The sequence below is a fragment of the Micromonospora sp. WMMD558 genome (assembly GCF_049315255.1).
In the GTDB taxonomy this organism is placed as follows: Bacteria; Actinomycetota; Actinomycetes; order Mycobacteriales; family Micromonosporaceae; genus Micromonospora.
The window spans coordinates 1,150,545-1,176,228 of sequence record NZ_CP186061.1; the positions used below are offsets into that span (position 1 = coordinate 1,150,545).

At 73.1% G+C, this 25,684-nt stretch carries 23 protein-coding genes and 1 pseudogene; 10 read left to right on the forward strand and 14 right to left on the reverse strand.

Annotation, left to right across the window (positions count from 1 at the left end; translation table 11 throughout):
- Window positions 1-23 precede the first annotated feature (23 nt).
- On the forward strand, window positions 24-1,232 hold the full coding sequence (locus ACN26Y_RS05570) for an alanine racemase (RefSeq protein WP_155329243.1): 1,209 nt from the start codon (window positions 24-26) through the stop codon (window positions 1,230-1,232).
- Between the two features lie 84 nt (window positions 1,233-1,316).
- On the opposite strand, the gene ACN26Y_RS05575 is transcribed toward ACN26Y_RS05570, so the two are convergent.
- The gene (locus ACN26Y_RS05575; protein ID WP_155333944.1) at window positions 1,317-1,910 is read right to left on the reverse strand and encodes a TetR family transcriptional regulator; all 594 of its coding nucleotides are present in this window, start codon (window positions 1,908-1,910) and stop codon (window positions 1,317-1,319) included.
- A gap of 226 nt (window positions 1,911-2,136) precedes the next feature.
- Between ACN26Y_RS05575 and ACN26Y_RS05580 the strand changes: the two genes are divergently transcribed.
- Window positions 2,137-3,453, forward strand: coding sequence for a D-arabinono-1,4-lactone oxidase (locus ACN26Y_RS05580; protein WP_155329244.1), 1,317 nt, complete (start codon window positions 2,137-2,139; stop codon window positions 3,451-3,453).
- Between the two features lie 164 nt (window positions 3,454-3,617).
- Here the strand turns inward: ACN26Y_RS05580 and topA are convergent, their stop codons facing one another.
- The 6 genes from topA to ACN26Y_RS05610 form a co-directional block, all read right to left on the reverse strand.
- Window positions 3,618-6,428, reverse strand: a complete 2,811-nt coding sequence (topA, locus tag ACN26Y_RS05585) for a type I DNA topoisomerase (RefSeq protein WP_155329245.1) — start codon at window positions 6,426-6,428, stop codon at window positions 3,618-3,620.
- 274 nt (window positions 6,429-6,702) lie between these two features.
- Window positions 6,703-7,530, reverse strand: coding sequence for a hypothetical protein (locus ACN26Y_RS05590; protein ID WP_155329246.1), 828 nt, complete (start codon window positions 7,528-7,530; stop codon window positions 6,703-6,705).
- Complete coding sequence (locus tag ACN26Y_RS05595) at window positions 7,521-8,063, reverse strand: hypothetical protein (protein WP_155329247.1); 543 nt, start codon at window positions 8,061-8,063, stop codon at window positions 7,521-7,523. Before ACN26Y_RS05595 ends, ACN26Y_RS05590 begins: the two co-directional genes overlap by 10 nt.
- 171 nt (window positions 8,064-8,234) lie before the next feature.
- Window positions 8,235-10,589 (reverse strand): sodium-translocating pyrophosphatase, encoded by a 2,355-nt coding sequence (locus ACN26Y_RS05600; protein ID WP_155329248.1) that lies wholly within the window; start codon window positions 10,587-10,589, stop codon window positions 8,235-8,237.
- A gap of 321 nt (window positions 10,590-10,910) precedes the next feature.
- On the reverse strand, window positions 10,911-11,345 hold the full coding sequence (locus ACN26Y_RS05605; protein ID WP_155329249.1) for an ATP-binding protein: 435 nt from the start codon (window positions 11,343-11,345) through the stop codon (window positions 10,911-10,913).
- The gene (locus tag ACN26Y_RS05610; protein ID WP_155329250.1) at window positions 11,345-11,680 is read right to left on the reverse strand and encodes an STAS domain-containing protein; all 336 of its coding nucleotides are present in this window, start codon (window positions 11,678-11,680) and stop codon (window positions 11,345-11,347) included. The genes ACN26Y_RS05605 and ACN26Y_RS05610 overlap by 1 nt, the downstream gene beginning before the upstream one ends.
- 64 nt (window positions 11,681-11,744) lie before the next feature.
- Here ACN26Y_RS05610 and ACN26Y_RS05615 point away from each other — a divergent pair, with 64 nt between their 5' ends.
- From ACN26Y_RS05615 to ACN26Y_RS05625, 3 genes are all read left to right on the forward strand, one after another.
- Complete coding sequence (locus ACN26Y_RS05615; RefSeq protein ID WP_230688890.1) at window positions 11,745-14,210, forward strand: DEAD/DEAH box helicase; 2,466 nt, start codon at window positions 11,745-11,747, stop codon at window positions 14,208-14,210.
- Between the two features lie 100 nt (window positions 14,211-14,310).
- A complete protein-coding gene (locus tag ACN26Y_RS05620) occupies window positions 14,311-14,517 on the forward strand; it encodes a hypothetical protein (protein ID WP_155329251.1) in 207 nt (68 codons plus the stop codon).
- An 82-nt stretch (window positions 14,518-14,599) separates the two neighbouring features.
- Window positions 14,600-15,178, forward strand: a complete 579-nt coding sequence (locus tag ACN26Y_RS05625) for a hypothetical protein (protein WP_155329252.1) — start codon at window positions 14,600-14,602, stop codon at window positions 15,176-15,178.
- Between the two features lie 121 nt (window positions 15,179-15,299).
- Here ACN26Y_RS05625 and ACN26Y_RS05630 read toward each other — a convergent pair whose 3' ends face one another.
- The 7 genes from ACN26Y_RS05630 to ssd form a co-directional block, all read right to left on the reverse strand.
- Window positions 15,300-15,701 carry an Rv3654c family TadE-like protein gene (locus ACN26Y_RS05630; protein WP_230688891.1) on the reverse strand — a complete coding sequence of 134 codons (402 nt, stop codon included), beginning with the start codon at window positions 15,699-15,701 and terminating at the stop codon, window positions 15,300-15,302.
- Window positions 15,702-15,788: 87 nt separating this feature from the next.
- Window positions 15,789-16,151 (reverse strand): TadE family type IV pilus minor pilin, encoded by a 363-nt coding sequence (locus ACN26Y_RS05635; protein ID WP_422734428.1) that lies wholly within the window; start codon window positions 16,149-16,151, stop codon window positions 15,789-15,791.
- Window positions 16,148-16,315, reverse strand: coding sequence for a DUF4244 domain-containing protein (locus ACN26Y_RS05640; protein WP_120727603.1), 168 nt, complete (start codon window positions 16,313-16,315; stop codon window positions 16,148-16,150). The genes ACN26Y_RS05635 and ACN26Y_RS05640 overlap by 4 nt, the downstream gene beginning before the upstream one ends.
- Window positions 16,316-16,340: 25 nt before the next feature.
- A complete protein-coding gene (locus tag ACN26Y_RS05645) occupies window positions 16,341-17,114 on the reverse strand; it encodes a type II secretion system F family protein (RefSeq protein WP_422734429.1) in 774 nt (257 codons plus the stop codon).
- Window positions 17,114-18,337, reverse strand: coding sequence for a hypothetical protein (locus ACN26Y_RS05650; RefSeq protein ID WP_370463299.1), 1,224 nt, complete (start codon window positions 18,335-18,337; stop codon window positions 17,114-17,116). Before ACN26Y_RS05650 ends, ACN26Y_RS05645 begins: the two co-directional genes overlap by 1 nt.
- On the reverse strand, window positions 18,334-19,545 hold the full coding sequence (locus ACN26Y_RS05655; RefSeq protein ID WP_155329256.1) for a TadA family conjugal transfer-associated ATPase: 1,212 nt from the start codon (window positions 19,543-19,545) through the stop codon (window positions 18,334-18,336). Before ACN26Y_RS05655 ends, ACN26Y_RS05650 begins: the two co-directional genes overlap by 4 nt.
- Entirely contained in the window at window positions 19,542-20,645 is a 1,104-nt protein-coding gene (gene ssd, locus ACN26Y_RS05660) for a septum site-determining protein Ssd (RefSeq protein WP_155329257.1), read from the reverse strand. The genes ACN26Y_RS05655 and ssd overlap by 4 nt, the downstream gene beginning before the upstream one ends.
- 399 nt (window positions 20,646-21,044) lie before the next feature.
- Here ssd and ACN26Y_RS05665 point away from each other — a divergent pair, with 399 nt between their 5' ends.
- The 5 genes and pseudogenes from ACN26Y_RS05665 (at window position 21,045) to ACN26Y_RS05685 (ending at window position 25,684) form a co-directional block, all read left to right on the forward strand.
- Window positions 21,045-22,103 carry a hypothetical protein gene (locus ACN26Y_RS05665; RefSeq protein ID WP_230689139.1) on the forward strand — a complete coding sequence of 353 codons (1,059 nt, stop codon included), beginning with the start codon at window positions 21,045-21,047 and terminating at the stop codon, window positions 22,101-22,103.
- A 198-nt stretch (window positions 22,104-22,301) separates the two neighbouring features.
- Window positions 22,302-23,417 carry a hypothetical protein gene (locus ACN26Y_RS05670; RefSeq protein ID WP_422734430.1) on the forward strand — a complete coding sequence of 372 codons (1,116 nt, stop codon included), beginning with the start codon at window positions 22,302-22,304 and terminating at the stop codon, window positions 23,415-23,417.
- 529 nt (window positions 23,418-23,946) lie between these two features.
- Window positions 23,947-24,750 carry an HAD family hydrolase gene (locus ACN26Y_RS05675; protein WP_155329265.1) on the forward strand — a complete coding sequence of 268 codons (804 nt, stop codon included), beginning with the start codon at window positions 23,947-23,949 and terminating at the stop codon, window positions 24,748-24,750.
- A gap of 134 nt (window positions 24,751-24,884) precedes the next feature.
- Window positions 24,885-25,154 (forward strand): annotated as a pseudogene (locus tag ACN26Y_RS05680) (isoprenylcysteine carboxylmethyltransferase family protein); the annotation flags it as partial.
- Window positions 25,055-25,684, forward strand: a complete 630-nt coding sequence (locus tag ACN26Y_RS05685; RefSeq protein WP_155329266.1) for a TetR/AcrR family transcriptional regulator — start codon at window positions 25,055-25,057, stop codon at window positions 25,682-25,684. The pseudogene ACN26Y_RS05680 and the gene ACN26Y_RS05685, both read left to right, overlap by 100 nt.

Below are 25,684 nucleotides of genomic sequence, written 5' to 3' on the forward strand. Positions count from 1 at the left end.
CCGGGACGGTTAGCGTGCACCACGTGGCCACCGACAGGCACGACCTCCGCGATCGACTCGACCGCGCCACCGCGCACCTCGACCCGCCGTACGCGGTCGTCGACCTCGCCGCGTTCGACGCCAACGCCGCCGCCCTGGTGGACCGCGCGGCAGGTAAGCCGGTCCGCGTCGCCAGCAAGTCCGTCCGCAGCCGGGACCTGATCTCCCGCACCCTGGCGAACCCGGGCTGGCGGGGCGTGATGGCGTTCACCCTGCCCGAGGCACTCTGGCTGGTCCGCTCCGGCGTGACCGACGACGCGCTGGTGGCGTACCCCACGGCCGACCGGTCCGCGCTCGCCGAACTGGCGGCCGACCCGGCGCTCGCCGCCGCGGTGACGCTGATGGTCGACGGCACCGACCAGCTCGACCTGGTGGACTCGGTCGCCGCCCCCGATCGACGGTCCGAGCTGCGGGTATGCCTCGACCTGGACGCGTCGTGGCGGCTACTGGGCGGGCGGGTGCACGTCGGCGTCCGCCGCTCACCGGTGCACAGCGCCCGGGCGGCCGGCGCGCTCGCCGCCACCGTCACGGCCCGCGCCGGCTTCCGGCTGGTCGGCCTCATGGCGTACGAGGCGCAGATCGCCGGCCTGGGCGACGCGCCGCCGGGGCGGGCGGCGCTCGGCGCGGCGATCCGGCTGGCCCAGCGCGGGTCGTACCGCGAGCTGCTGGCCCGCCGCAGCGCGGCGGTGGCCGCCGTCCGCGAGCACGCCGACCTGGAATTCGTCAACGGCGGCGGCACCGGCAGCGTGGCCGCCACCAGCGCCGATCCCGCGGTCACCGAGGTCACCGCGGGATCGGGCCTGTACGGGCCGACGTTGTTCGACGCCTACCGGGCCTGGCGCCCCACCCCGGCGGCGTTCTTCGCCTGCGCGGTGGTCCGCCGTCCCGCCCCCGGCTACGCCACCGTGCTCGGCGGCGGCTGGATCGCCTCCGGCCCCGCCGAGCGCAGCCGGCTCCCCCGGCCGGTCCTCCCGGTCGGGCTGGAGCTGGTCGGCACCGAGGGGGCCGGCGAGGTGCAGACCCCGCTGACCGGCACAGCCGCCGCGACGCTGCGGGTCGGCGACCGGGTGTGGTTCCGGCACGCCAAGGCCGGCGAGCTCGCCGAGCACGTCAACGAGCTGCACCTGGTCGACGGCGACACCGCGGTGGCGACCGTCCCGACGTACCGCGGTGAGGGCCGGGCCTTCCTGTGAGCCGCCGGCGAGGCGACGCGCCCGCGTGGTCGCGTCGCCGCCGACCGGGCCGGTTGCGGGCGGTCCGGGCAGGTCGTACGGCGGTCAGGCCGGCTGGGCCACCTCCGCCGGCTGGCCCGCGCTCTCCCGGGCGTCGACCTGGCGGTGCAGGTACTCCCGGATGAGCGCCTTGGCCTCGGTCAGCACCCGGGCGTCGCCCTCCGGCTGCCGGCGGAACGCCAGCTTGATGAGCGCGTCGGAGGCCTCGACCGCGATCTCCAGGTGGAACCGGAGGTCCGGTACGTCGGTCAGCCCGAAGCGTTCGGTGAGCACGCGGGCGAGCTGATCGGCGATCACCCCGTTGTTGTCCCGCTGCTCATCGAGCAGGTGCAGGTCGACCACGTCGCCGAAGTGCAGGGTACGGAACCCCGGGACAGTACGGTGCATCGTGATGTACTCGTCGATCGCCGCGTCGACACCGTCCCACCAGTGGGTCAGGTCGTCCGAGGCGAACCTCTCGTCGAGCCGCTGGAGGTAGGACTCCATCGTGCGCAGGGTCAGCGCCTGCACGATCGCCCGCTTGTCCGGAAAGAACTGGTAGACCGACCCGATCGCCACCTCGGCACGCTCGGCGAGCAGAGTCGTGGTCAGCCCCTCGTACCCCACCTCGTCGACGAGCTCGGCACAGGCGTCCAGCATCCGCTGGACCCGCGCGACACTTCGACCCTGCACCGGTACGCGGCGCAGCGGCCCGGTCGTGGCGGCTGGTGTGGACACTCGGCGCCACCCCCCTTCGACGGATGAACATATCTGCACGTCACGAGTCCGTGACTACCGGTACAACGAGCGGACCTCGATTGCGGTATTTACCAGGTAGAACGTTCCTGATATGAAGTCAGTTCATATTCATGTCGAGGAGTGTCCCATGGTCGCCACCGCACCCTCCGTAACCGCCTGGTCGAACTGGGCCGGCAATCAGCGTGGCACCGCCACGGCCGTCCTGCGTCCCAGGTCCGTCGACGACGTCGCCGACGCCGTCCGGGCCGCCGCCACAGCGGGCGAGCGGATCCGGGCGGTCGGCAGCGGCCACTCCTTCGCCGCCGTCGCGCTGACCGACGGGCACCGGATGGAACTCTCCGACCTGGACACCGGCGTCCGCGTCGACGTCGACCGTCGACTGGTCACCGTACCCGCCGGGATCACGCTGCGGGCGCTCAACCGGCTCCTCGCCGAGCACGGGCTGGCCCTGCCCAACCTCGGCGACATCGACGCGCAGACCGTCGCCGGCGCGATCTCGACCGGCACGCACGGCACCGGCGCCGGGTACGGCTGCCTGTCCACGTTCGTCGAGTCGCTCACCCTGGTCACCGGCACCGGCGAGGTGCTGCACTGCTCCGCCGACGAGCAGCCCGACGTGTTCGCCGCCGCCCGGGTCTCGCTGGGCGCGCTCGGCGTGCTGGTCGACGTGACGCTGCGCTGCGTGGACGCGTTCGTGCTGCTCGCGCACGAGCGCCCGGCGCCGCTAGCCGATGTGCTGGCCGACCTGCCGGCCCTGCTGGGCCGCCACGACCACGTCGAGTTCTACTGGTTCCCGTACACCGACCGGGTGCAGGTCAAGACCAACGACCGGGTGCCCGTCGACGACCGGCCGCTGCCCCGCTGGCGGGGCTGGCTTGACGACGAGTTCCTCGCCAACACCGTCTTCGCCGGGGCCTGTCGGCTGGGCCGCGCCGTGCCGGCGCTCGCGCCGACCATCAGCGCGGTCTCCGCGCGGGCGCTCACCGAACGCCGCTACACCGGCCGCTCCGACACGGTCTTCTGCACCCCGCGCCGGGTCCGTTTCGTGGAGATGGAGTACGCGCTGCCGCGCGACGCCCTCGAACCGGCCCTGGACGCCCTGCGCGGGATCGTCGACGGGCTGCCGTTCAAGGTGCTGTTCCCGGTGGAGGTGCGGTTCACCGCCGCCGACGACGTCTGGCTGTCCCACGGTCACGGCCGGGACTCCGCGTACATCGCGGTCCACCAGTACGTGGGCATGCCGTACGAGCCGTACTTCCGGGCCTTCGAGGAGGTGGCGGCCGGGTTGGGCGGCCGGCCGCACTGGGGCAAGCTGCATTGGCGCGACGCGGCGTCGCTGGCGTCCGCGTACCCGCGCTGGCAGGCCTTCCAGCAGGTCCGCGACCGCCTCGACCCCGACCGTGTCTTCGCGTCGCCCCACCTGGACCGGGTCCTCGGCTCCTGACGCCGGACGTCCCCGCCGCCGGGCTCGGGTGACCGGTCCGGCCCCTTTGCTCTGCTTCACTCCACGCACCGGTTCCGCTCAGAAAGCGTTGCGTCCGTTGAAGCAGAGCAAAGGGCGCCGAGCAGGGTCGCGGCCGCCATGACACCGCGCGGCCCGAGGCGGCGTCACTCCGTCGACGTCGTGGCCTTCTTCGGGGCGGCCTTCTTGGCCGGGGTGGCCTTCGCGGTCGTCGCCTTCTTCGCCGCCGTCGCCTTGGTGGCCGCGGCGGTCTTCTTCGCCGCGGTCTTCTTGGCCGGCGCGGCCTTCTTCGCCGCCTTCTTGCGGGGCGCCGGACCCTTCGCCCGCTTCTCGGCGAGCATCTCCGACGCCTCCTCCATGGTCAGCGCCTCCGGCGTCTGGCCGCGCCGCAGCGACGCGTTGGTCTCCCCGTCGGTCACGTACGGCCCGAACCGCCCGTCCTTGATGACCAGCGGCTTCTCGGTCAGCGGGTCGACGCCCATCTCCCGCAGCGGCGGCGCGGCCGCCCGGCGCTGGCGGGCTTTCGGGGCGGCGAGCAGGGCCAGCGCCTCGTCGAGGGTGACCGTGAACATCCTGTCCTCGGAGTCCAGCGACCGGAACTCCTCGCCCCGCTTGACGTACGGCCCGTAGCGGCCGTTGTTGGCGAAGACCTCGTTGCCCTCCGGGTCGACGCCGACCAGCCGGGGCAGGCTGAGCAGCTTGAGCGCCTCCTCGAAGGTCAGCGAGTCCGGCGACTGGGAACGCAGCAGCGACGACTTGCGTTCGCCGCTGGCCACGTACGGGCCGTACCGGCCGGACTTGAGCAGGATCGGCTCGCCGGTGGCCGGGTCGTCACCGAGCTTGCGCTCGCCCCCACCGCCGAGGAACAGCTCGTGCACCTTCTCCGGCGTCAGCTCGTCCGGTGCCAGCCCCTCCGGGATCGGCGCGCGGTCGCCCGGGGCGCCGCCCTCCTCGCCCTCCGCCTTCGGCGGCGGCACCTCGCCGGGAATCGCCCGCTGGAGGTACGGCCCGAACCGGCCGACCCGCACCACGACCTCGCGCCCCTCGTCGTCGGTGAACAGCGGGATCGAGTTGACGCTGCGGGCGTCGATGTCGCTCAGGTTCTCGGTGACCAGCTTCTTCAGGCCACCGGAACGGGCGATGTCCTGGTCGCCGGCGCCGTTGGCGCTGCCGAAGTAGAACGCGGTGAGGAAGTCGACCGCCGCGTGGTCGCCACCGGCGATCTCGTCCAGCTCGTTCTCCATGCTGGCGGTGAAGTCGTAGTCGATCAGGCGCGGGTAGTGCCGCTCCATCAGCCCGACCACCGCGAACGCCAGGAACGACGGGATCATCGCCTGCCCGCGCTTGAAGACGTACCCCCGGTCCTGGATGGTCTGCATGATCGACGCGTACGTCGACGGGCGGCCGATGCCCAGCTCCTCCAGGGCCTTGACCAGGGACGCCTCGGTGTAGCGGGCCGGCGGCTGGGTGTGGTGGCCCTGCGCGGCCAGTTCGTCGGCGGTGAGCGGCTGGTCCTTCACCAGCGTGGGCAGGCGGCGCTCGGCGTCCTCCGCCTCGGCGTTCTCGTCGTCGCTGGACTCGACGTACGCGCGCAGGAAGCCCGGGTCGGTGATGGTCTTGCCGGTGGCGCCGAAGTCGGCCTCCTCGCCGCCGGCCGTGGTCGCCCGGATGCGCACCGACACGCTGGAGCCGACCGCGTCGGTCATCTGCGAGGCGATCGTGCGCCGCCAGATCAGCTCGTAGAGCTTGAACTCCTCGGCGGACAGCTCCTTGGCCACCTCACCCGGGGTGCGGAAGTTGTCGCCCGCCGGGCGGATCGCCTCGTGCGCCTCCTGCGCGTTCTTCACCTTGCCGGTGTAGCGGCGCGGCTCCGGCGGCACGCTGCGCTCGCCGTACAGCTCGACGATCTGCCGGCGGGCCGCCGCGATGGCGGTCTCCGACAGGTTCACCGAGTCGGTACGCATGTAGGTGATGTAGCCGTTCTCGTAGAGCCGCTGCGCGGTACGCATCGTCTGCTGCGACGAGAACCGCAGCTTACGGGCCGCCTCCTGCTGGAGGGTGGACGTGATGAACGGCGCGTACGGCCGCCGGCGGTAGGGCTTCTCCTCCACCCGGGTGACCGTGAACGGCCGGCCCTCCAGCCGGGCCGCCAGCCCGCGCGCCCCGCCCTCGTCCAGGTGGACGACACCCGCGCCGGCCTTCACCCGGCCGGTGGTCGGCTCGAAGTCCTTGCCGGTGGCGATCCGGTCGCCGTTCAGCGCGATCAGCGTGGCGTTGAAGGTGCGCGGCCCCTCGCCGGCCCGGGCGACCGCGAGGGTCGCGAGGATGTCCCAGTACTCGGCGGTGCGGAACGCCATCCGCTGGCGCTCCCGCTCGACGACGATGCGGGTCGCCACCGACTGCACCCGCCCCGCCGACAGCTTCGGCATGACCTTCTTCCACAGCACCGGCGAGACCTCGTAGCCGTAGAGGCGGTCGAGGATGCGGCGGGCCTCCTGCGCGTCGACCAGGTCCCGGTCGATCTCCCGGGGGTTGGCCACCGCGGCCTGGATGGCCGGCTTGGTGATCTCGTGGAAGACCATCCGCTTGACCGGCACCTTGGGCTTGAGCGTCTCCACCAGGTGCCAGGCGATCGCCTCGCCCTCGCGGTCCTCGTCCGTCGCCAGGAGAATCTCGTCGACCTCCTTGGCCAGCTTGGTCAGCTTGCTGATCTGCTGCTTGCGGTCCGGCGAGACCACGTAGAGGGCGTGGAAGCCGTTGTCGACGTCGACGCCGAGCCGCGCCCACGGCTCGCCCTTGTACTTCGCCGGCACGTCGGCGGCGTTGCGCGGCAGGTCGCGGACGTGCCCGAAGCTGGCCTCCACGACGTACCCCGGGCCGAGGTAGCCCGAGATCGTCTTGGCCTTCGCCGGTGACTCGACGATGACCAGACGGGTGGTTCCAGCGTTGCTCGGCACGTCTCTCTCCGACCTCACTCCTGTTCGTGACCGCCCGGCCGCCCGGTTCGGGCCGCACTCGACCCCTCCGGGCCCGGCGGTCCGGATGTCCAACGTAACGCGTCGCCCGCGATTCGGGTTTCGCGGGCGACAAACCACTCCCTCTCGCGGCCGGCGGGGCCGGACGGCGCCACCGTACACCGCCCGTGGCCCGCCGAGTGGTCTCCCGTGACGAACAAGCCCTGTAGCCGACCCGTCCCCACCCGTTCGCCGCCCCCACCCTCGCCCCTCGTCGTCAGGGGCGGATGGGCCAGGATCCCGGTGGGGTGCGCGGCGGGGGGTCGCCGATCAGCTCGGTCAGGCGGGTCAGGTCGCGGCGACCGGTGACGCGGTAGGCGGGGACATCGGGGTCGAGCACGGCGTTGGGCAGGCCGGCCGCGGCCAGGGCGGCGCCGACCGCCGCCAGGTGCGCGTCGGCGGCGGCGCCGAGGCGCAGCAGGACGTCCGGCGGCTCCACCGACCCGGCGGCCGCGAGCCACAGCCGCAGTCGCCGGCCGTTCAGGTGGAAGCCGTCCGGCGGGCGCTTCGCCGGGCCGTCCAGCCACGCCGCCGCGAGCGGCTTCAGGAGCCGGGTGTACGACGTCCGCACCGCGTGCCGCCCGTCCCCGGTCTCCGCCCAGCTCGCTCGCAGGCCCCGGGCGGCCAGTTCGGCGACGAGCACGTGCACCCGCCACGCGGCGTCGACCACCACCGCCAGCCGGGCGGTGCCGCCCATGACCGACACGTCGGCGGGCCCGGCGAGCAGGCCGGCCAGGTCGGCGACGGACGGGTCGGTGGCCTCGGCGCCGAAGAAGGCCAACTGCCGGCGGGGATCGTCCGGGCCCGGCGGATGGCCGGCGGGGCGGGACCCGCCGCTCCGCCCCGGGCCCTCGTCCGCCTCGGCGGTGCCGGAATCCGCCCCGGCGGCCGGGTCCGCCGCGCCGACGGCCGGCGGATCGACGGGCGGGGCGGGACGCCGCCGGCGAGCGGGTCGCGCGGGAGCCGGCACGGCCGGCTCGGGCACCGGGAAGAGCGTCGGCAGCGACTCCGCGTCCGACGATCCGGCGGCACCGCTCAACGACACTCGGGGACCTCGGCGAAGGCGCGCTTCAACTCCTCCGAGTTGAGCCGGGTGGTGTCCAGCGCGCTGGCGTCGTACTCCCGGTTCAGCGTCTCCACCGCGGCCCGCACCCCGTCGTAGAAGACGGTGGGTTGGCTGGTGCTCAGGCCGTCGATGACGTCGCGCGCCTTGCCGTACGCGTCGCGCATCCGCGCCAGCGACGTCCGAAAGCCCTCCGACACCTCGGCCCCCTTCTCGGCGTCCGGAATGCCGGCCTGCTCGACCTTGCGGCGCGCGGTCTCGCTGGCCTGCTCCGCGCCGTCGAAGAGCCGCACCAGGTTCTCCTTGGCCTGCGCCGGTGTGGTCTGGGCGGTCATCTGCTGGTCGGTGCTGCTGGTGAGCTTGCTGATCTCGGCGCGCCAGGGTGTCAGGGCCGAACAGACCGACGCCGCCCAGGCCCGGGGGCTCGGCCCGCCGGCGCAGCCCGCGCCCAGCAGGACGACCGTGGCCAGCAGCGCCGTCAGCTTTCCGGCGGCTGCCGCCCGGCACGTACGCATGCGTTGCAGCGTACGGCGTCGCGTCCCGCCGCACACCGGTCAGGTTGGCCGGTGTGCGGTCCCCGGCCGGTCAGGCCCGACCCGCCGGTCCTGCGCTCGGCCCGCCGGTCCCCGGTCGATGTCGGCCCGCCGGTCCCCGGCCGGCCACGCCGGCCGGGGACCGGGTCGGGTTCAGGCGTTGACCGTCTCCGGTCGCTGGTCGGGGTTGCCGGCGCCGGTGCCGGTGCCGGAGTCCGCCATCGCCACGCCCTTGCGCTTGCTGAACACGACCGCCGCGACGACGACCAGCGTCGCCACCACCGCGATGGTGATCCGCAGGCCGGTGTTGCGGTCGTCGCCCACGCTCCAGGCCACCACGGCCGGGGCGATCAGCAGCGAGACCAGGTTCATCACCTTGATCAGCGGGTTGATCGCCGGACCGGCGGTGTCCTTGAACGGGTCGCCGACGGTGTCGCCGATGACCGTCGCGGCGTGCGCCTCGGAGCCCTTGCCGCCGTACGCGCCGTCCTCGACCATCTTCTTGCTGTTGTCCCAGGCGCCACCGGAGTTGGCCAGGAACACCGCCATCAGCGTGCCGGCACCGATGGCGCCGGCCAGGTACGACGCCAGAGCGCCCGGCCCGAGGCCGAAGCCGACCGCGATCGGCGCCATGATCGCCAGCAGGCCGGGGGTCATCAGCTCGCGCTGCGCGTCCCGGGTGCAGATGTCGACGACCTTGCCGTACTCGGGGCGCTGCGTGCGGTCCATGATCCCGGGCAGCTCGCGGAACTGCCGGCGGACCTCCATCACGACGGCGCCCGCCGAGCGGGACACCGCGTTGATGGCCAGCCCGGAGAAGAGGAAGACCACCGCCGCGCCGATGATGAGGCCGACCAGGTTGCGCGGATTCGCCACGTTCAGCGAGTTGAGGATCTCGGCGCCGACGTCGGCGACACCCGCGTCCGAGTACGCGGTGCGCAGCGTGTCGGTGTACGAACCGAACAGCGCGGTGGCGGCGAGCACCGCCGTGGCGATCGCGATGCCCTTGGTGATCGCCTTGGTGGTGTTGCCGACGGCGTCCAGCTCGGTCAGCGTCCGGGCGCCGTGCTCGTCGATGTCACCGGACATCTCCGCCACGCCCTGCGCGTTGTCGGAGATCGGGCCGAAGGTGTCCATGGCGACGATCACGCCGACCGTGGTGAGCAGGCCGGTGCCGGCCAGCGCGACGGCGAACAGCGACAGCGTGATGGAGCTGCCGCCGAGCAGGAACGCGCCGAAGACGCCCGCGGCGATCAGCAGCGCCGAGTAGACCGCCGACTCCAGGCCGACGCTGATGCCGGCGAGGATGACGGTCGCCGGGCCGGTCTGGCTGCTCTTGCCGATGTCCTGCACCGGGCGGCGGTTCGTCTCGGTGAAGTAGCCGGTCAGCGCCTGGATCGCCGCCGCCAGCACGATGCCGATGACGACCGCGCCGATGGCGACCACGCGCGGGTTCTCGTCCACGTCGGTCAGGCCGCCCTCCAGCTCGGCGAAGGTCGCCGGCAGGTACGCCCAGGTGGCGGCGGCGACCAGCACCGCGGAGAGCAGCGCCGAGATGTAGAAGGCCCGGTTGATGGCGGTCAGGCCGGAGCGGTCCGAGGCGCGCAGCCGGGTGATGAAGACGCCGATGATCGCGACGAGCACACCGATGGTGGAGATGATCAGCGGGAAGACCAGGCCCTGCTCGCCGAAGGCGGCGCGGCCGAGGATCAGCGCGGCGACCAGGGTGACCGCGTACGACTCGAACAGGTCGGCGGCCATGCCGGCGCAGTCGCCGACGTTGTCACCCACGTTGTCGGCGATGGTGGCGGCGTTTCGCGGGTCGTCCTCGGGGATACCCTGTTCGACCTTGCCGACCAGGTCGGCGCCGACGTCGGCGGCCTTGGTGAAGATGCCGCCGCCGACCCGCATGAACATGGCGAGCAGCGCGGCGCCGAAGCCGAAGCCCTCCAGCACGGTCGGGGCGTCACCCTTGAAGAACAGGACGACCAGCGCGGCACCGAGGAGACCGAGGCCGACGGTGAGGAAGCCGACCACGCCACCGGTGCGGAACGCGATCCGCATGGCCGCCTCGCGGCCGCCCTCACGCTCGCGGGCGGCTGCGGCGACCCGCAGGTTGGCCCGGGTGGCCAGCCACATTCCGGCGCCACCGATGAACGCGCTGAACAGCGCGCCGACGACGAAGAAGGCCGATCGGCCGATCTTCACCGCCGTCTCGCTGCCGTCGGTGTCGTGCACCGGCAGCAGGAAGAGCAGCACCACGGCGACGACCACGAAGATCGCCAGGGTGCGGAACTGCCGGAGCAGGTACGCCGAGGCGCCCTCCTGCACCGCCCCCGAGATCTCCTGCATGTTGGTGGTGCCTCTGCCGGCCGCCAGCACGGTCCTCGTCAACGTGGCGGCGAAGACCAGCGCCACGGCCGCGATCACGGCGGCGAGAACCACGTACGTGACATTGTCCCCGGTGAGGGAGATCCCGCCGCTGTCTGCGGCCAAGGTGTCGGACATCTGTGTCCTCCTGTACCGAACGCTCGCGCCCGACCGGTGGAGACGCACCGGCCGGCGCCTGGATGCGGTGTCGCAAGCACGCGCCAACCCACCCCGAGCGGACCAGCGATGAACACCGTTCCCGCTGGGTGCGGGATGGATCACTTGCTGACAACCCGGGTACTGTAGCCCTCCGCAGTGTCGGAGGTCACACCGAGGGGCCACCGTGTCCGGATGATCTTCGTCGCTGTGTTATGAGGAGAAATCTGATATAGGAGGGCGTCCATGACGATCAGGCCGCGCCCCCTGATCGGGACGCGGCCTGCGGCAAGAAAGATCAGGTCAGCGGGCGACCGGCCACACCATCCGCACCTCGGTGCCGACACCCTCGTCCACCGGACGCACCTGGAGGTCCTCGACGAAGCCGGCGAGCAGCGCGAAGCCGACGCCGGTGGTCAGGGCGTCCTCGCTGAGCGACTCCTTGGCCAACTCGTCCGGCGGCAGCGCGGCCAGGCCGATCCCGGCCTCGATCGGCGCCCGGTCGACGACCCGCACGGCGTACGCCCCCGAGTCGGACATCTCCACCAGCACCGGGTCGGGCAGGCCGTACTGCCGGTGCAGGGCGACCGCCCGGGTGCACGCCTCACCGATCGCGAGCCGCACCTCGTCGAGCAGGTCCTCCCGGACGCCCGCCCGCCGGGCGACCGCGACCCCGACCAGTCGGGCGGTGCGGACGTGCACCGGTGCCGGCGAGAACGAGAGGCGGACGGTGGCCATCACGCGCCGGTCGCCGCGTCGACCGTCGGGTGGAGCGGGAAGACCTGGTCGAGTGCGGTGATCCGGAAGATCTTCAGCAGTGGCTCCTTGTCGCACACGAGGGCGAACGTGCCGCCCGCGGTGCGCAGCCGTTTGAGGGCGCCCACCAGTACGCCGAGCCCGGTGGAGTCGAGGAAGTCCACCCGGCCGAGGTCGACCACGACGTGCCGGGCGCCGCCGTCGATCAGTTCGAGGAGCCGTTCGCGCAGCCGGGGGGCGGTGTAGACGTCCACCTCACCGCCGACCTCGAGCACCGTGTGCTCGCCCACGGTGCGGGTCGCCAGTGACAGCTCCATCGGTCCCTCCTCGCAAGAGCCGTAAACTCTCCAGGGCATTCAACCACTACCGCCGGATGCCCTGATGGTCACCGGCGGCGGCCCACCTCTTACCCCGGGCCCCTGCTTTTCATCTCCGAACACCCGTGCGAGAGTGCAGGACGTGACTGTCGACAGCTTCAGCTCGGCGCGTCCGACGCCGCGCCACGACCTGAAGCCGTCGGTCGCCGCCACGCCGAGCGCCGGCCCCGGCCCCGCGCCGGCCGACCTGCTGGCCCGGTTGCGCGCCCGTGGCGAAGCCGACCCGGTCACGCACGTGGAGCGGGTGCCGGCCCGCCCCGGCACGCCCGCGCCCTGGCCCGACTGGGCCCCGGCCGAGCTGCGAGCGGCGTTCGCCCGCCGGGGCGTGGTCGCGCCGTGGCGGCACCAGGCCGAGGCGGCCGATCTCGCGTACGCCGGGACGCACGTCGTCGTCGCCACCGGCACGGCCTCCGGCAAGTCGCTGGCGTACCAGCTGCCCGCACTGGCCACCCTGCTCGCCGACCCCCGGGCCACCGTGCTCTATCTCGCGCCGACCAAGGCGCTCGCCGCCGACCAGGTGCGCGCCGTCGCCGACCTGGAGTTGGAGGGGGTACGCCCCGCCTGCTACGACGGGGACACCCCGCGCGCCGAGCGGGAGTGGATCCGGCGGCACTCCCGGTTCGTGTTGACCAATCCCGACATGCTCCACCACGGCATCCTGCCCGGGCACGCGCAGTGGTCGGGCTTCCTGCGTCGGCTCGCGTACGTGGTGGTCGACGAGTGCCACACCTACCGGGGGGTGTTCGGCTCGCACGTCGCCCACGTGCTGCGCCGGTTGCGGCGGCAGTGCGCGCGCTACGGGCGTACCCCCGTCTTCGTGCTGGCCTCGGCCACGTCGGGTGACCCGGCCGCGGCGGCCGGGCGGCTCACCGGCCTGCCGGTGACGGCCGTCACCGAGGACACGTCGCCGCGCGGCGGGGTGACCTTCGCGATGTGGGAACCGCCGCTGCTGCCCGCGGCCAGCGCCTCCCCCGACGACGTCGATCTCGCGCCGGTCCGACGGTCCGCACTGCGGGAGACCGCGGACCTGCTCGCCGACACGGTCGCGTCGGGGGTCCGCACGTTGGCGTTCGTCCGATCCCGGCGGGGCGCCGAGGTGGTGGCCGCGAACGCCCGGCGCGCCCTGGACGACGCGATGCCCGGGCTCGGTGCGCGGGTGGCCGCCTACCGGGCCGGCTACCTGCGCGAGGAGCGGCGTGAACTGGAGCGGGCGCTGCTGCACGGCGACCTGCTCGGGCTGGCCTCGACGAACGCGCTGGAACTGGGGGTCGACCTGGTCGGGCTGGACGCGGTGCTGATCTGCGGTTACCCGGGCACGCGGGCGTCGCTCTGGCAGCAGGCCGGCCGGGCCGGGCGCTCCGGCCAGGAGGCGCTGGCCGTGCTGGTGGCCCGGGACGACCCGCTCGACACCTATCTCGTCCACCACCCGGAGGCGGTCTTCGGGGCGCCCGTCGAGGCGACCGTGCTCGACCCGGCCAACCCGTACGTCCTCGGGCCGCAGTTGGCGTGCGCGGCGGCCGAGGCGCCGCTCACCCCGGCCGACCTGGAACTGTTCGGCAACGGGGCGAAGGAGGCCGTCGACGCGCTGGTGGAGGCCGGCGCGCTGCGGCAACGGCCGACCGGCTGGTACTGGCGGCACCGGGAGCGCCCCGAGGTCGACCTGCGCGGCGAGGACGGCGCGCCGGTCTGCGTGGTGGAGGCCGCGACCGGCCGCCTGCTCGGCACGGTCGACGGCGGGTCGTCGCACTTCCTGCTCCACACCGGGGCGGTCTACCTGCACCAGGGCGTGTCGTACGTCGTCGACACCCTCGACCTCGCCGACGGGTGCGCGCTGGTGCACCCCGAGGAGCCGGACTGGTCCACCCATGCCCGGGACGTCACGTCGCTGTCGGTGGTGTCGGTGCGGTCGTACGTGGACGCCGGGCCGGTCGGGCTCTTCCTCGGCGAGGTCGACGTGACCAGCCAGGTGGTGTCGTACCAGCGCCGGCGGATCGCCACCGGCGAGGTCATCGACACCCGCCCGCTGGACCTTCCCGCCCGTGAGCTGCGCACCGTGGCGGTCTGGTTCACCCTCTCGCCGGAGTCCCTCACGGCGGCCGGGGTCGACCCGGCCGACGTGCCGGGCGCGCTGCACGCCGCCGAGCACGCCGCGATCGGGCTGTTGCCGCTGATGGCCACCTGCGACCGGTGGGACATCGGCGGACTCTCCACGGCGGTGCACCCGGACACCGAGGCGCCGACGGTCTTCGTGTACGACGGGCACCCGGGTGGGGCCGGTTTCGCCGAGCGCGCGTACGGGACGGCGTCGGCCTGGCTGCGCGCGACCCGGGACGCGATCGCGGAGTGCGCCTGCGAGTCCGGCTGCCCGTCGTGCGTCCAGTCCCCGAAGTGCGGCAACGGCAACAACCCGCTCTCCAAGCCGGACGCCGTCCGGGTCCTCGACGTGGTGCTGGCCAACCTTCCGGCGTGAGCGCGTCCCACCAGGTGCCCGCCGGGCATGGAACGTCGCGCGCCGGGGCATTATTGGGAGCGCTTCCATGGATCTGTTTCTCCCTGCCAACGGAGGGATCATGGCCGACACCATCGCCGAGACCGTCGACCTGCTCTACACGATCGACCAGGACAACCTCACTCCCGACCAGCAGATCGCGCTCGGCACCGCCCTCGCGACGCTCGCCCAGGCCGAGCGGCTGGACCAGATCAACGAACGGCTGCACGCCATCCACCAGATCCTCCAGACCTGGGCCCTGCGCACGACGGCCGACGGCCGCTGCTGACACTTGGCCGTCCGGGGCTCAAGAGGCAGGCGGCGGGGCCCTGGCTGTGCGAGACTCCGCCCCACCCTCTGAAGGAGATCTCATGCAACCCGACAATGTGCAGGCTCAGCAGCAGTTCCACATCCGGCAGCGGATCCGGTTGATGGTCAACCAGTACGAGGTCCACGCCGTCGCCCCCGACGGCTCCGAAGGCGGCCTGTTGGCCTTCGCGCAGCAGAAGCGGCTCGCCTTCAAGGAGCAGGTGACGATCTACACCGACGACTCGAAGCAGCAGCCGTTGCTCGGCTTCAAGGCGCGGCAGCGTCTCGACCTCGGTGCCACGTACGACGTCACCGACCACGCCGGCAACCCGATCGGGGCGTTCCGTAAGGACTTCGCGCAGTCCCTGCTCCGCTCGACCTGGCACGTCGAGCAGGCCGGGTTGCCCCAGGTGACCGGGCAGGAACGGTCCCTGCCGGTGGCCCTGCTCCGGCGCTTCGTCGACTCGCTGTCCTGGCTGCCGTACCACTTCGACTTCGTCGCGGACGGCCAGCCGGTCTTCTCCGTCGTCAAGCAGTGGGGTCTCCGCGACCGGTACGTCGTCCAGATCCAGCACCCGGAGATCGACCGCCGGCTGGTGATCGCGATGGCCATCGCCCTGGACGCCCTCCAGGCCCGCTGACATCGAGCCTTCGGCCCGGGCCGAAGTCGCCGTCGCCGTCGCCGGGTACCGGCCCGGTCTCGGCCCGGGATCCGGCCCGGTTTCGGCCCGGGTTTCGGCTCGGGCGGGCGCCGTCGCCGGGTCAACTCGGACTCGCCCCGCCGCCCGCGCCGTTCGTCGCCGCCCCGGCTCGGACCGGGCCGGCCCGGGCTCGGGCGGTCGCCACTCGGGTCAGGCCCGGCATCGGTGTCACCGTCACCTCCGCCGTGATCAGGACGTCCAGCCCGTCGAGCCGGCAGTAGACCAGCCGTCCCCCGTTGTCCGAGACGACGCTGGCGGCCGACGCACACGCCGCCGCACCGCCCCGGACGGCGTCACCGGCACCGGCCAGGGCACCGAGGTCCGCCGCGACACCGGCGTGCTGCCGCGCGACCCGGGCGGCCGCCACCGCCGCGCCGGCCGTACCGAACAGGACGAACGCGATCCCGACGGCGAGCAGGAGCACGCTCGCGCCACCCCGGTCTTCGTCCACGTCGGCCCTCATGTCGTTCCCCCCGAGCGGATACGTCATTTCAGCGCGGCAAATCGACGCTCACGCCTGGGGCGGAGGTGTCCGATGGCGATCTGCGGATCACGGGAGATGGGCGCCGGGCTCGACGGCGGCCACAACGGTCGCGGCGACCGTGAGCCGGGGAAGCCGAGCACCCAGAGCACGGACCGGGGCCCGGACCGTCGCGCGTACCCGGTCCCCGTCCACGGTGATGGACACCTCCGCCCCGGGTGGGGCGACCCGGTCAGCGGCGGCCCGTCCGTCGTCGCCCCGGGAGGCGGCGATCGCCGCCTCCCGGGCCGCGTGCACGCATTCGCCCTTCGTGCCCACCGCGTGGACCGCGGTCAGGCCCGTGAACAGGAACAGCAGCAGCGCCGGAAGCCCGGCCGCCAGTTCGGCGGTGAAGGATCCGCGGTCACGGCCGGCCCACCGGCGCCGCGTCACTTGAGTGCCCGGTCGATGACGGCCGTCAACGCGGACTGCACGTTGCCGGAGGTCAGCACCTTGAGCAGGATGCCGGCGAAGGCGACCGCGGCGAGCGTGCCGACGGCGTACTCGGCGGTGTTCATCCCGGCGTCCCCGCGAAGGCGGGCGATGAGTCTGCGCATGTGCGTTGTCCTTTCTCGAAGGCGGTCAGAGCACGTCACCGAGGATGGCGACGATCACCGGCACCAGACCGGCGAGAATGAAGGCCGGCAGGAAGCAGAGCCCCAACGGCAGCACGATCAGCACCCCGGCCCGACGGGCAGCCGCCTCGGCCGCCGTGGCCCGGTCGGCCCGCAGGTCGCCGGCGAGGCGGGTCAGCGCGCCGGCCAGGGCGGCACCGCTGGTCGCCGAGCGGAGCGCCGCCGCGATCAGCCGCTCGGCGCCGGGCACCGGTTCGAGTGACGCCCACGCCTCCGCCGGGTCGGCCCCGAGCCGAAGGAGCCGGCCGACCCGGGCGAGACGCTCCCCGAGCGGGCTCTCGAACGCCTCCGCCACGGCCAGCACCGAACGGTCGACCGGGGCGCCCGCGCGCATCGCCGAGGCCAGGAGATCCGCGGCGAGCGGGAGGTCCTCCGCTTCCCGGCGGCGCCGCTCGCGTACGGCCGGCGACTCGATCCGCCGCAGCGCCCGGTCCAGCACCACGGTGGCGACCGGCGCGCCGAGGAGCCCCGGCCAGCCGCCGACCACCACGACGATGGCCACGCCGACGAACGCCGCGACGAGCCGGATCCTGTCCGGCCGGAGCCGGCGCCGCTGCCGGCTGGACGCGTCCGCCGGGGTCCCTGAACGGATCCGTCGCGGGGCGGCCGGGGCGCGCCGCAGGTCCCGTAGGCGACGTACCGGGCGACGGCTCGTCCACAGGGCCGACGCCAGCAGCACACCCGCGGACAGGCAGCCCACGGTCAGGACCGTCCGGACCATCACGCGTCTCGCACGGGGATCGACGTGAGCCGTTCGGCCCAGAGCAGCCCGGCGACCTGTAGGGCGACGGCCAGGACGGCACAACCCCCGCCGACGGGGGTGTGCAGGAGCACGGCGACCGGGTCGACGCCGATGCCGTACCCGAGGCCCATTCCCCCGAGCGGCAGTGCCGCGAGGAGCCAGGCGGTCGCCCGCGCGCCGGCCGCCTGGGCTGCCGCGGCGGCGACGCCCCGGTCGGCCGAGCGGGCGTCCACGTCGATCCGCTCCAGCAGCTCCGCCAGCGGGGCGCCGGTCCGGTCGGCGAGGTGCACGGCGGTCCGGGCCAGCGAACCTCCCGATCCGTCGGTCACGGCTGCCGACAGTGCGACCGCCTGGGCCACCGGCAGGCCGGCCCGCAGGTCGGCGGCGAGGTCACAGAGCTGGTCCAGCCGCTGCTTCCGGGCTCGTCGGGCGTTACGCGACGCCTCCCGTCGCAGCAGTGCGCGGACTCCCACCGTGCCGTACGCCCCGGCGGCGACCGCCGCCACCGGACCGCCCACCAGGGCACCCAGGGCTGCCGTCACCACACCGACCACCAGCAGGGCGCGCCTCGGCGACGCCGCCGGAGCCGGCCACCAACGCCGACCCGCCATGCCCGTCGCTCCGGGCCGGCCCGAGCCGGCGACCGCCGTGCGGAAGGTTGATGCCCGACGGCCGTCGCCGGCAGGCGGAGGTGACCCGCCCGGCCGTCGGGAATCCCGCCGAGGCGGCGGTCCGGTGCGGCCCGGGCCACGCGTGCCCGGCGTACCAGGCGACGTGCGCAGGTCGGCCGCCGCTGGCGCACGTGACAAGCGGGCCGGCCGGCCGACCGGAACCGGCGACCACTCACCCACTCCGGTCGGGCCCGCCACCGACGCCCGGCCCGGATCGGCCGGCGACGGCTCGCCCTGCGGCGTGTCCACCCTCGACCGGGAGATCGGGATCCGCGCCACCTTCGTCGCCGGCCCGGCCGCGGGCAGGTCGCCGGGAGTCGATGTCGAGGTCTCGTCCCGGTCCGGTCGCGCGCCACCGACCGGCGCGGGAAAGTCGCGCCGCAGGCTGGTCACCCACGCGACCAGGGGATCCTCGACGACCGGCGTAGTGCCGGCACCGGGCGCACGTCGACGGATGACCAGCAGCGGCCGGCACGCGACGGCCGTCAGGGTCACCAGGACCAGCGTCAGCAGCAGGTACGGCGGGATCATGCCGGCCCCGCCGATCCGGGCCAGGGCCCGTGCAGGATCGGGGGGACCGCGACGTTCCGCCCCTTCAGCAACTCCGCCAGCCGTCGGGCGGCGGACGCCGGGCCGCCACCGCGGACCCACGCCGGCACGGCGCTGACCAGCCGGTCGGGCCCCTCCGGCAGGAGCAGGCAGACGGACTCCAGCACCCGTCCGCGCGTCAGCCGCCGGACGTGCAGCACCACCTGGAGCGCCGCCGCCACCTGCGCGTGCAGCGCGGGCCGGGGCAGGCCGCCCAGCAGACCGAGCGCCTCCAGCCGGGCGGGCACGTCCGACGGGGTGTTGGCGTGCAGCGTCCCGGCGCCGCCCTCGTGGCCCGTGTTGAGTGCGGCCAGCAGGTCGACGACCTCCGGCCCGCGGCACTCACCCACCACCAGCCGGTCCGGTCGCATCCGCAACGCCTGGCGTACCAGGTCGGTCAGGCCGATGGCGCCCGAGCCCTCCACGTTGGCGGTCCGGGCCTGCAGGCCCACCACGTGCGGGTGGTTCGGGTGCAGCTCGGCGGCGTCCTCGACGAGCACGATCCGTTCCGTGGCCGGGACGAGACCGAGCATCGTGTTGAGCAGTGTCGTCTTTCCGGAGCCCGTGCCGCCCACGACCAGGTACGCGAGCCGGGCCGCCACCACCGCGGACAGCACCGGGGCCACCGGACGCGGCACGGTGCCCTGGCGGACCAGCTCGTCGAGGGTGAACGGCCGCTGCCGGAAGGTCCGCAGGGACAGGTACGGCCCGTCCGTCGCCACCGGGGGCAGCACCGCGTGCAGGCGGGTGCCGTCCGCGAGCCGCGCGTCCACGTACGGGGAGCCGTCGTCCAGCCGGCGCCCGGCGCCCGCCGCGAGCCGCTGCGCCAGCCGGCGGACGTCGTCCACCGAGCCCACCGGCACCGGGACCTGTTGGAGGCCCTGCCCCCGGTCGATCCACACCCGGACGCCGTTGACGAGCACGTCGGTCACCTCGGGGTCCGCCAGCAGCGGAGCGAGCGGGCCGGCGCCCACCAGGTCGTCGTGCACCCGGTCGGCCAGGCGGAGCAGCGTGGTGTCGCCGAGCACGGCGGCGGTCGGTTCGGCGCGTACGGCGGAGACGATCGCGGCCGGGGTGACCGGCGCGGACGAGGATGCGATCCGCTGCCGGACGCGGGCGGCGAGCGCGTCCCCGTCGGTGGGCCCGGTCACGCCGCACCCGCCGCGGGCGCTCCGGTCAGCTCGCCGACGATCCGTTGGCACAGGGCCGCCAGCGAACCCCGACCGTCGGCGGCTGGGGCTTCGCCGCGTTCCAGGCCCCGGCAGAGCCCGGGCTCGGGGCGCAACGTCCCGGCGAGCGGGAGCCCGAGTGCGCGCGCGACCTCGGCGGCCTTGAGCCGGCCCGGCGCCGGCCCCCGGACGATCAGCGACAGGTCGGCGCAGTGCGGCGCGACGGCGGCGACCACCCGGGCGGCCGCGGCCGTGGCCCGCAGCTCGGCGGGGACGACGAGGAACGCCCGGTCGACGGCCTGGAGAGCGGTCACCGCCGCGTCGTCGAGATGCCGCGGCAGGTCGACCACGACGACGTCCCGACCACGCCGGGCGGCGTCGAGGGTCGCCGCCATCGCCGGGGCGGGCAGCGGCAGGAGATCGCCCCGGTCCCACGAGAGCACCACCAGGTCGCCCCGGCTCGGCAGGGCACGCACCAGAGCCGGCGCGTCGACCCGTCCCTCGGCGTCGGTCAGCGCCGGCCAGCGCAGCCCGTCCAGCTGTTCCCAGCCCAGCACGAGATCCAGTCCGCCGCCGAGGGGATCGGCGTCGACGAGGAGCGTGCGGAGTCGGGACCGGGCGGCCGTGACGGCGAGACCGCCGGCGAGGATGCTCGCGCCGGCCCCACCACGACCGCCCAGGACGGCCACGGCCCGGGCCCCGCCGGGGACCGGCTGGTCCGGGCCGCACTCGGCGAACCGGTCCACCAGCCAGGGCTCGGCGGCGGGCAGGGTGGCGACGTGCTCGGCTCCCATCAGATCGGCGACCTCCCAGCCGGGCTCAAGGTCGCCGGAGCGACCGACCAGCACCAGGCGACGCCGGTACGGCAGGCGCGCCCGCAGGCACTGCTGGGCCTGGTCGGTGCCGACGAGCACCAGCGGGGCGGGCGCCCAGCGGGACCGGGCGGCCGCCGGATCCGGCGCGAGGTCCACCTCGACGCCGCCGGCTGCGGCGAGCCGCAGCAGGTCGTCGAGCAGGTCACTGTCGGACGTGACGAGCAGGGGCAGGCGCCGAGGGGGTGGTACGGAGGTGCGGGGTGGCATCACGGCCTCCAGCGGTCGGCTCGGATTCGCTGGTTCGGAACCCTGCTCGCTCCGCCCCCGCCGCGCCGCCCCTCGGACGGCGCCTGTGGACGACGGAGCCACCTGTGGACAACGCCCGAAACGGCAGTTGATCTGCTATGCCCGCCGTCCGGTAGGAGCGCGTCCGTCGAGGTGGCCGTGCCTGCTGACGCCGCCTGACCGCACAGGGCGGAGACCGGTGGTGGCACCCGGCCGCGGAAAAGCGGCCGCCGGAGTCGACCCCGGGGGAGCGGACGATTGACCGGGAGCGGTCGCCCCGGCGGAGCGATCGACGGCGCGACCTTTCCGACGAACCGGCCCAGGGCACGGGACGCCCCTACTAGCGTCGGGACCATGCCGGCTCGTTCGTCCCGCTGGTCGATGCCGCCCCGGGTCCTCGAGGCACCGTCGTACCTGCAGGCGTTCGTCCTCTCCGGGGTGGTGACGGTGCTGGTCACGCGGGCCTTCCTCCAGGCGGCCGGCTACCCGAGGCTGGGCGGCGGCGGGCTCCACATCGCGCACGTGCTCTGGGGTGGCCTGCTGATGACCGCGGGTCTGGGCGTTGCCCTGGTCTTCCTCGGCAGTGCGGCGCGCATCCTCGGCGCGATCCTGGGCGGGACGGGCTTCGGCCTCTTCGTCGACGAGGTCGGCAAGTTCGTCACCGCCGGCACCGACTACTTCTATGCCCCCGCCGCCGGCATCATCTACGGTTCGTTCGCGGTGCTGGTGGTGATCACCCAGGCGATCCGTGACCGGACCCGGCTCACCGACCAGGAGCGGACGGCGAACGCCCTGTACACGGTGGTCGGCGGGCTCGGCACCGGCCTCACCCCTCGGCGCCGTGCGGCGGTGACGCGGCTGGTCCGCGGTTGCGGCCCGGAGGTGGAGGAGGCGGTGGCCCGGCTGCTCGACGCGGTGCCCCGACGGGAGCCACCCGGCACCCGGTTCTGGCAGCCCTGGCTCGACCGGGGCCGCCGGGCACTGACCTGGGTGACCACCCACCGGTGGGTGGTGTCGCTGGTGGTTCTGTATCTCGTCGGCGAGCCCTTCGTCGTGGTGCTCAGAGTCCTCGAGGACGCGGTCACCGGCCAGTTGCCCGACCAGCGGGAATGGGGCGCCGTGCTCGGGGTCGCGCTCTCCGCGCTGATCACGGCGGTGCTCGGGATCCGTGGGGCTTTGCTGCTCCCGACCGACCAGGTGCGGGCCTTCCGGCTGTTCAAGCTCGCGCTCCTGGTCGACCTGCTGTTCGGGCAGATCTTCAGCTTCACCGTCAACCAGTTCGGGGCGCTCGCCGCGCTCGGCGTGGACCTTTTCCTGCTCGCGGTGGTGACGGCCGAGTACCGCCGGCTGTGCCGGCAGGCGTCGGCGGCCGCGATCCGGAAGGCCGAGGAATCGGGCAGCCGGGAAGAAGCCCAGGACAGTCACGGCCGGAACCAGTAGCCGTACGGATGACCGCTCGTTGAGGGCGTGGCCCTGCAACTCCGGACCAGAACCTCACTCACCGGGCAGCCGGATTTCGCACCTTCCATCCGTCAGCACCTGACGGCAGGATGTGCACGTGGCTATGGAGACCGCAGCGCGCGGTAAGGGCTCCGGCGGAGGCGGGGCGCCGTTGTGGTAAAGGACATCCTGCTCCTGGTGATTGGAGCAGTGGTCGGAGCGGCTGCCGGCCTGGCAATGACCGTCTACTGGCAGGACAGTTGGAAAAGTTGGCTGGCACGACGACGCCGGAACCGCTTGGCCAGTGCGATCCATGACACCCAGGCGGCAGACGGCGCCGTTTCGATCGGGCGCTACACGACGGAAGTGCATTTGATCGAAGGTGATGGACAGACCGTCTTCGAGCCGGACAACATCGCGGTAAATTTCCGCCAGGTCCGCGCTGATCTTCCACCGGCTATCGCCCGTGCCAGGCATCGCGCAATCCGGCAGCTGGCACGCGAAAAGTCGAACACCCAGGGCGGAGTGGCGAACTGGAACAGCACCTCCCTGGTGGCCCTGTCGCGCTACCACACCTCTCGGACGGCTCCCTGGGAGGATGTGACCTTGCGCCTGGAAGGGTTGGCAACGGACTACGCCACCTTCATGGCGACAGCGCTGTCGTTGGACTCGGAGTTCGAGCGGCCTGACGCCTCGGGAAACCTGGCGCGCACGACCCTCCGCCGTGAATACTTTCCGAACCAGGACAGCGTGGCAAGTGCCATCCATCGCCCAATCCCGGCACTCGCCAACGGCATCGGTGTAACAATTCTGGCATTCACCGACGACGCCAAGGTCATCCTCGCACAGCGCCGCCCTACCGCACGCGCCCGCCCAGGCCAGCGCGATCTCAGCATCGTTGAAGGGATTCACTCAGACCACGATTCAATTGGCGGCGGTCGACTCAGCATCCTCAACACCGCGATAAGAGGTTGTTGGGAGGAACTCGGCGTCAGGGCGTCCGCCGAAGACTTCAAGTTCCTCGCGTTCGGTGTGGACATGAGGTTCTACCAGTGGAACTTCTTCGGTCTAGCCAACCTTGGCCACACCTCTGAACAGATCGCCCGCCTGCATTCGATCCACGCAAAAGATCGCTGGGAAGGAAAGCTCCAGTTCGTCGACGCCGACCCTGGTCAGGTCTTCGAACGACTGCGACAGGACGGCACGTGGGATACCGCTCTCGTCACGACCTATCTGGCCTTCTGCAGCAAGATCGGAATCGGGCGGACACGCCGGTCTGCAGAACGGCTCTTCGGTTCCGCACCATCCCAGTGACCGTGCGGAACCCCAACCTCGTGCAGCAGGTCATGGGCCGCGAACAGGCGTGGACGACGCTGAATCGTTATACGCACACGCCAGACGGCTACGCCGGCGCCCGCATTCTGGCCGCATTCGTCCGGCGCAGGGAGGCCGTTGGACGCCGGGGTTCGGCGAGGGTGAGGAAGGGCGCTACCTGCTGCGGAGCATTTGACCGGGAAAGGGACGACCCCCGTCGGGGGGAGACGGGGGTCGTCGGAGGTTCGGCTCCGGGGGGGTCGAGCCGAACCACTCAGCGGTCACGGGGGGTGCAACCGCCGAGGGTCTGTTGGTTGTCCGAGACATGAACGCTCGTCGTGCCGACAGTCTGCCTGAGCGAACCTGGCTACGTCGAGTGGTGTAGCCTCCACTCCCTGCGAATTCATGTTCGCTGGGTGTGATCGCGGTCACGCACAGCTAACGTGATGTCGCCCGGTCCGCAGGTCCGGGGGCTCGGCGACCCCCGGGCACCCGCAGACCATAGACCATCCGACTAGACTTTCGCGCCGTGGGCCGAAGCGCCGCTTTCTTCGATCTGGACAAGACCGTCATCGCCAAGTCGAGTGCCCTGGCGTTCGGTCGGCCGTTCTACCGGGACGGCCTGATCACTCGGCGTGACGTCGTCAAGTCGGCGTACGCGCAGTTGATGTTCCGGCTGGGCGGCACCGACGAGCAGACCATGGCCCGCACCCGGGACTACCTCGCCGCGCTCTGCAAGGGCTGGCCGGTGGAGCAGGTCCGCCAGATCGTCGCGGAGACGCTCCACGAACTGATCAACCCCTACGTGTACGCGGAAGCCGCCGCCCTGATCGAGGAGCACCAGGCGGCGGGGCGGGACGTCGTCCTGGTCTCCGCCTCGGGCGAGGAGATGGTCCGGCCGATCGGCGTACTGCTCGGCGTCACCGACGTGATCGCCACGCGGATGGGCGTGGTCGACGGTCGCTACAGCGGGGTGGTCGAGTTCTACGCGGCCGGCCCGAGCAAGGTCGACGCGGTCGGCGAACTGGCACTCAAGCGGGGGTACGACCTCGCCGACTCGTACGCGTACTCCGACTCGTACAGCGACCGGCCCCTGCTCGAGTGCGTGGGGCACCCGACCGCGGTGAACCCGGACCGCCAGCTGCGGAAACTCGCACTGGAGAACTCCTGGCCGGTGTTGGAGTTCCGGCACCCGGTGCCGCTGGGCCGGCGGCTTCGCGAACGCCCCGCCGTCCCGGTGGCGGCCGCCGCACTCGGCGTCGGGGTGGGTGTGGCGATCGGCATCGCCTGGTACGGCCGGCACCGTCGCACCCGTACCGCCCCGGCCGCCTGACCCATCCGCACCCCACCCCCCTTGCCCCACCCGCCTGGGCCTCTCGCCCCCGGGCCTCCCGGCGCGACCGCGATATTGAGCGGACGCTCAAATCAACCTACCCTGTTCCTGAGCGAACGCTCAAGGAGTGCGCGGGCGGCGACGGTCACACGACACCGGGGGGCGGCCGCCGTCGTCCGCGCGACTCGCACACCGCACCGGCGCCCGGGCCGGCCGGAGCCTGCGGCCGCCCGGCGTGACCTCGCTGGCCCGGCCCACGACCGGTGCGATGATCGCAGTCGCCACACCTGCCGGGAGGGAAGCGATGTCGGACACCAAGCGACGACTGCTCGACGGCACACTCGCCGCGATCCGGCAGCACGGCATCGCCGGCGTCTCGGCCCGCACCATCGCCGCCGCCGCCGGCGTCAACCAGGCGTTGGTCTTCTACCACTTCGGGACCGTCGACGAGTTGCTGGCGGCGGCGTGCCGTACCGGAACCGCAGAGCGCGTCGCCCACTGGTCGGCGCGGCTTCGCAAGGTCCGATCGCTGCGGGAACTCCTCGACGTCGGTCGGGCGCTCCACGAGGAGGAGCGTGTGCTGGGCAACGTGTCGGTCCTGGCGCAGATGCTCGCGGGCGCCCAGACCGACGAACGGCTCGCCGCCCCCACCGCCGAGGCGTTGCAGCTCTGGGTGGACGAGATCGAGTGGGTCCTGCGCCGGCTGCTCGGTGGGTCGCCGTTCGCCGAGGTCGCCGACGTCCCGGGGCTCGCCCGGGCGGTGTCGGCCGCGTTCGTCGGCCTGGAGCTGTACGACGGGGTCGACCGGCCCGCCGCCGAACGCGCGATGGCGGCGCTGGATCAGCTGGCCGTGCTGATCGAGATCGTGGACGACCTCGGCCCGATCGCCCGCCGAGCCCTCCAGAGCAAGATCAGCAAAGCGGCCCGGCGCTGA

Coding starts and splice junctions, on each gene's coding strand:
- ACN26Y_RS05575 (WP_155333944.1), bottom strand. CDS start 1,910: ATGCTGGACGCCTGTGCCGAGCTCGTCGACGAGGTGGGGTACGAGGGG.
- ACN26Y_RS05580 (WP_155329244.1), top strand. CDS start 2,137: ATGGTCGCCACCGCACCCTCCGTAACCGCCTGGTCGAACTGGGCCGGC.
- ACN26Y_RS05595 (WP_155329247.1), bottom strand. CDS start 8,063: ATGCGTACGTGCCGGGCGGCAGCCGCCGGAAAGCTGACGGCGCTGCTG.
- ACN26Y_RS05600 (WP_155329248.1), bottom strand. CDS start 10,589: ATGTCCGACACCTTGGCCGCAGACAGCGGCGGGATCTCCCTCACCGGG.
- ACN26Y_RS05605 (WP_155329249.1), bottom strand. CDS start 11,345: ATGGCCACCGTCCGCCTCTCGTTCTCGCCGGCACCGGTGCACGTCCGC.
- ACN26Y_RS05610 (WP_155329250.1), bottom strand. CDS start 11,680: ATGGAGCTGTCACTGGCGACCCGCACCGTGGGCGAGCACACGGTGCTC.
- ACN26Y_RS05615 (WP_230688890.1), top strand. CDS start 11,745: ATGGTCACCGGCGGCGGCCCACCTCTTACCCCGGGCCCCTGCTTTTCA.
- ACN26Y_RS05620 (WP_155329251.1), top strand. CDS start 14,311: ATGGCCGACACCATCGCCGAGACCGTCGACCTGCTCTACACGATCGAC.
- ACN26Y_RS05625 (WP_155329252.1), top strand. CDS start 14,600: ATGCAACCCGACAATGTGCAGGCTCAGCAGCAGTTCCACATCCGGCAG.
- ACN26Y_RS05630 (WP_230688891.1), bottom strand. CDS start 15,701: ATGAGGGCCGACGTGGACGAAGACCGGGGTGGCGCGAGCGTGCTCCTG.
- ACN26Y_RS05640 (WP_120727603.1), bottom strand. CDS start 16,315: ATGCGCAGACTCATCGCCCGCCTTCGCGGGGACGCCGGGATGAACACC.
- ACN26Y_RS05645 (WP_422734429.1), bottom strand. CDS start 17,114: ATGGTCCGGACGGTCCTGACCGTGGGCTGCCTGTCCGCGGGTGTGCTG.
- ACN26Y_RS05650 (WP_370463299.1), bottom strand. CDS start 18,337: ATGATCCCGCCGTACCTGCTGCTGACGCTGGTCCTGGTGACCCTGACG.
- ssd (WP_155329257.1), bottom strand. CDS start 20,645: ATGCCACCCCGCACCTCCGTACCACCCCCTCGGCGCCTGCCCCTGCTC.
- ACN26Y_RS05665 (WP_230689139.1), top strand. CDS start 21,045: ATGCCGCCCCGGGTCCTCGAGGCACCGTCGTACCTGCAGGCGTTCGTC.
- ACN26Y_RS05685 (WP_155329266.1), top strand. CDS start 25,055: ATGTCGGACACCAAGCGACGACTGCTCGACGGCACACTCGCCGCGATC.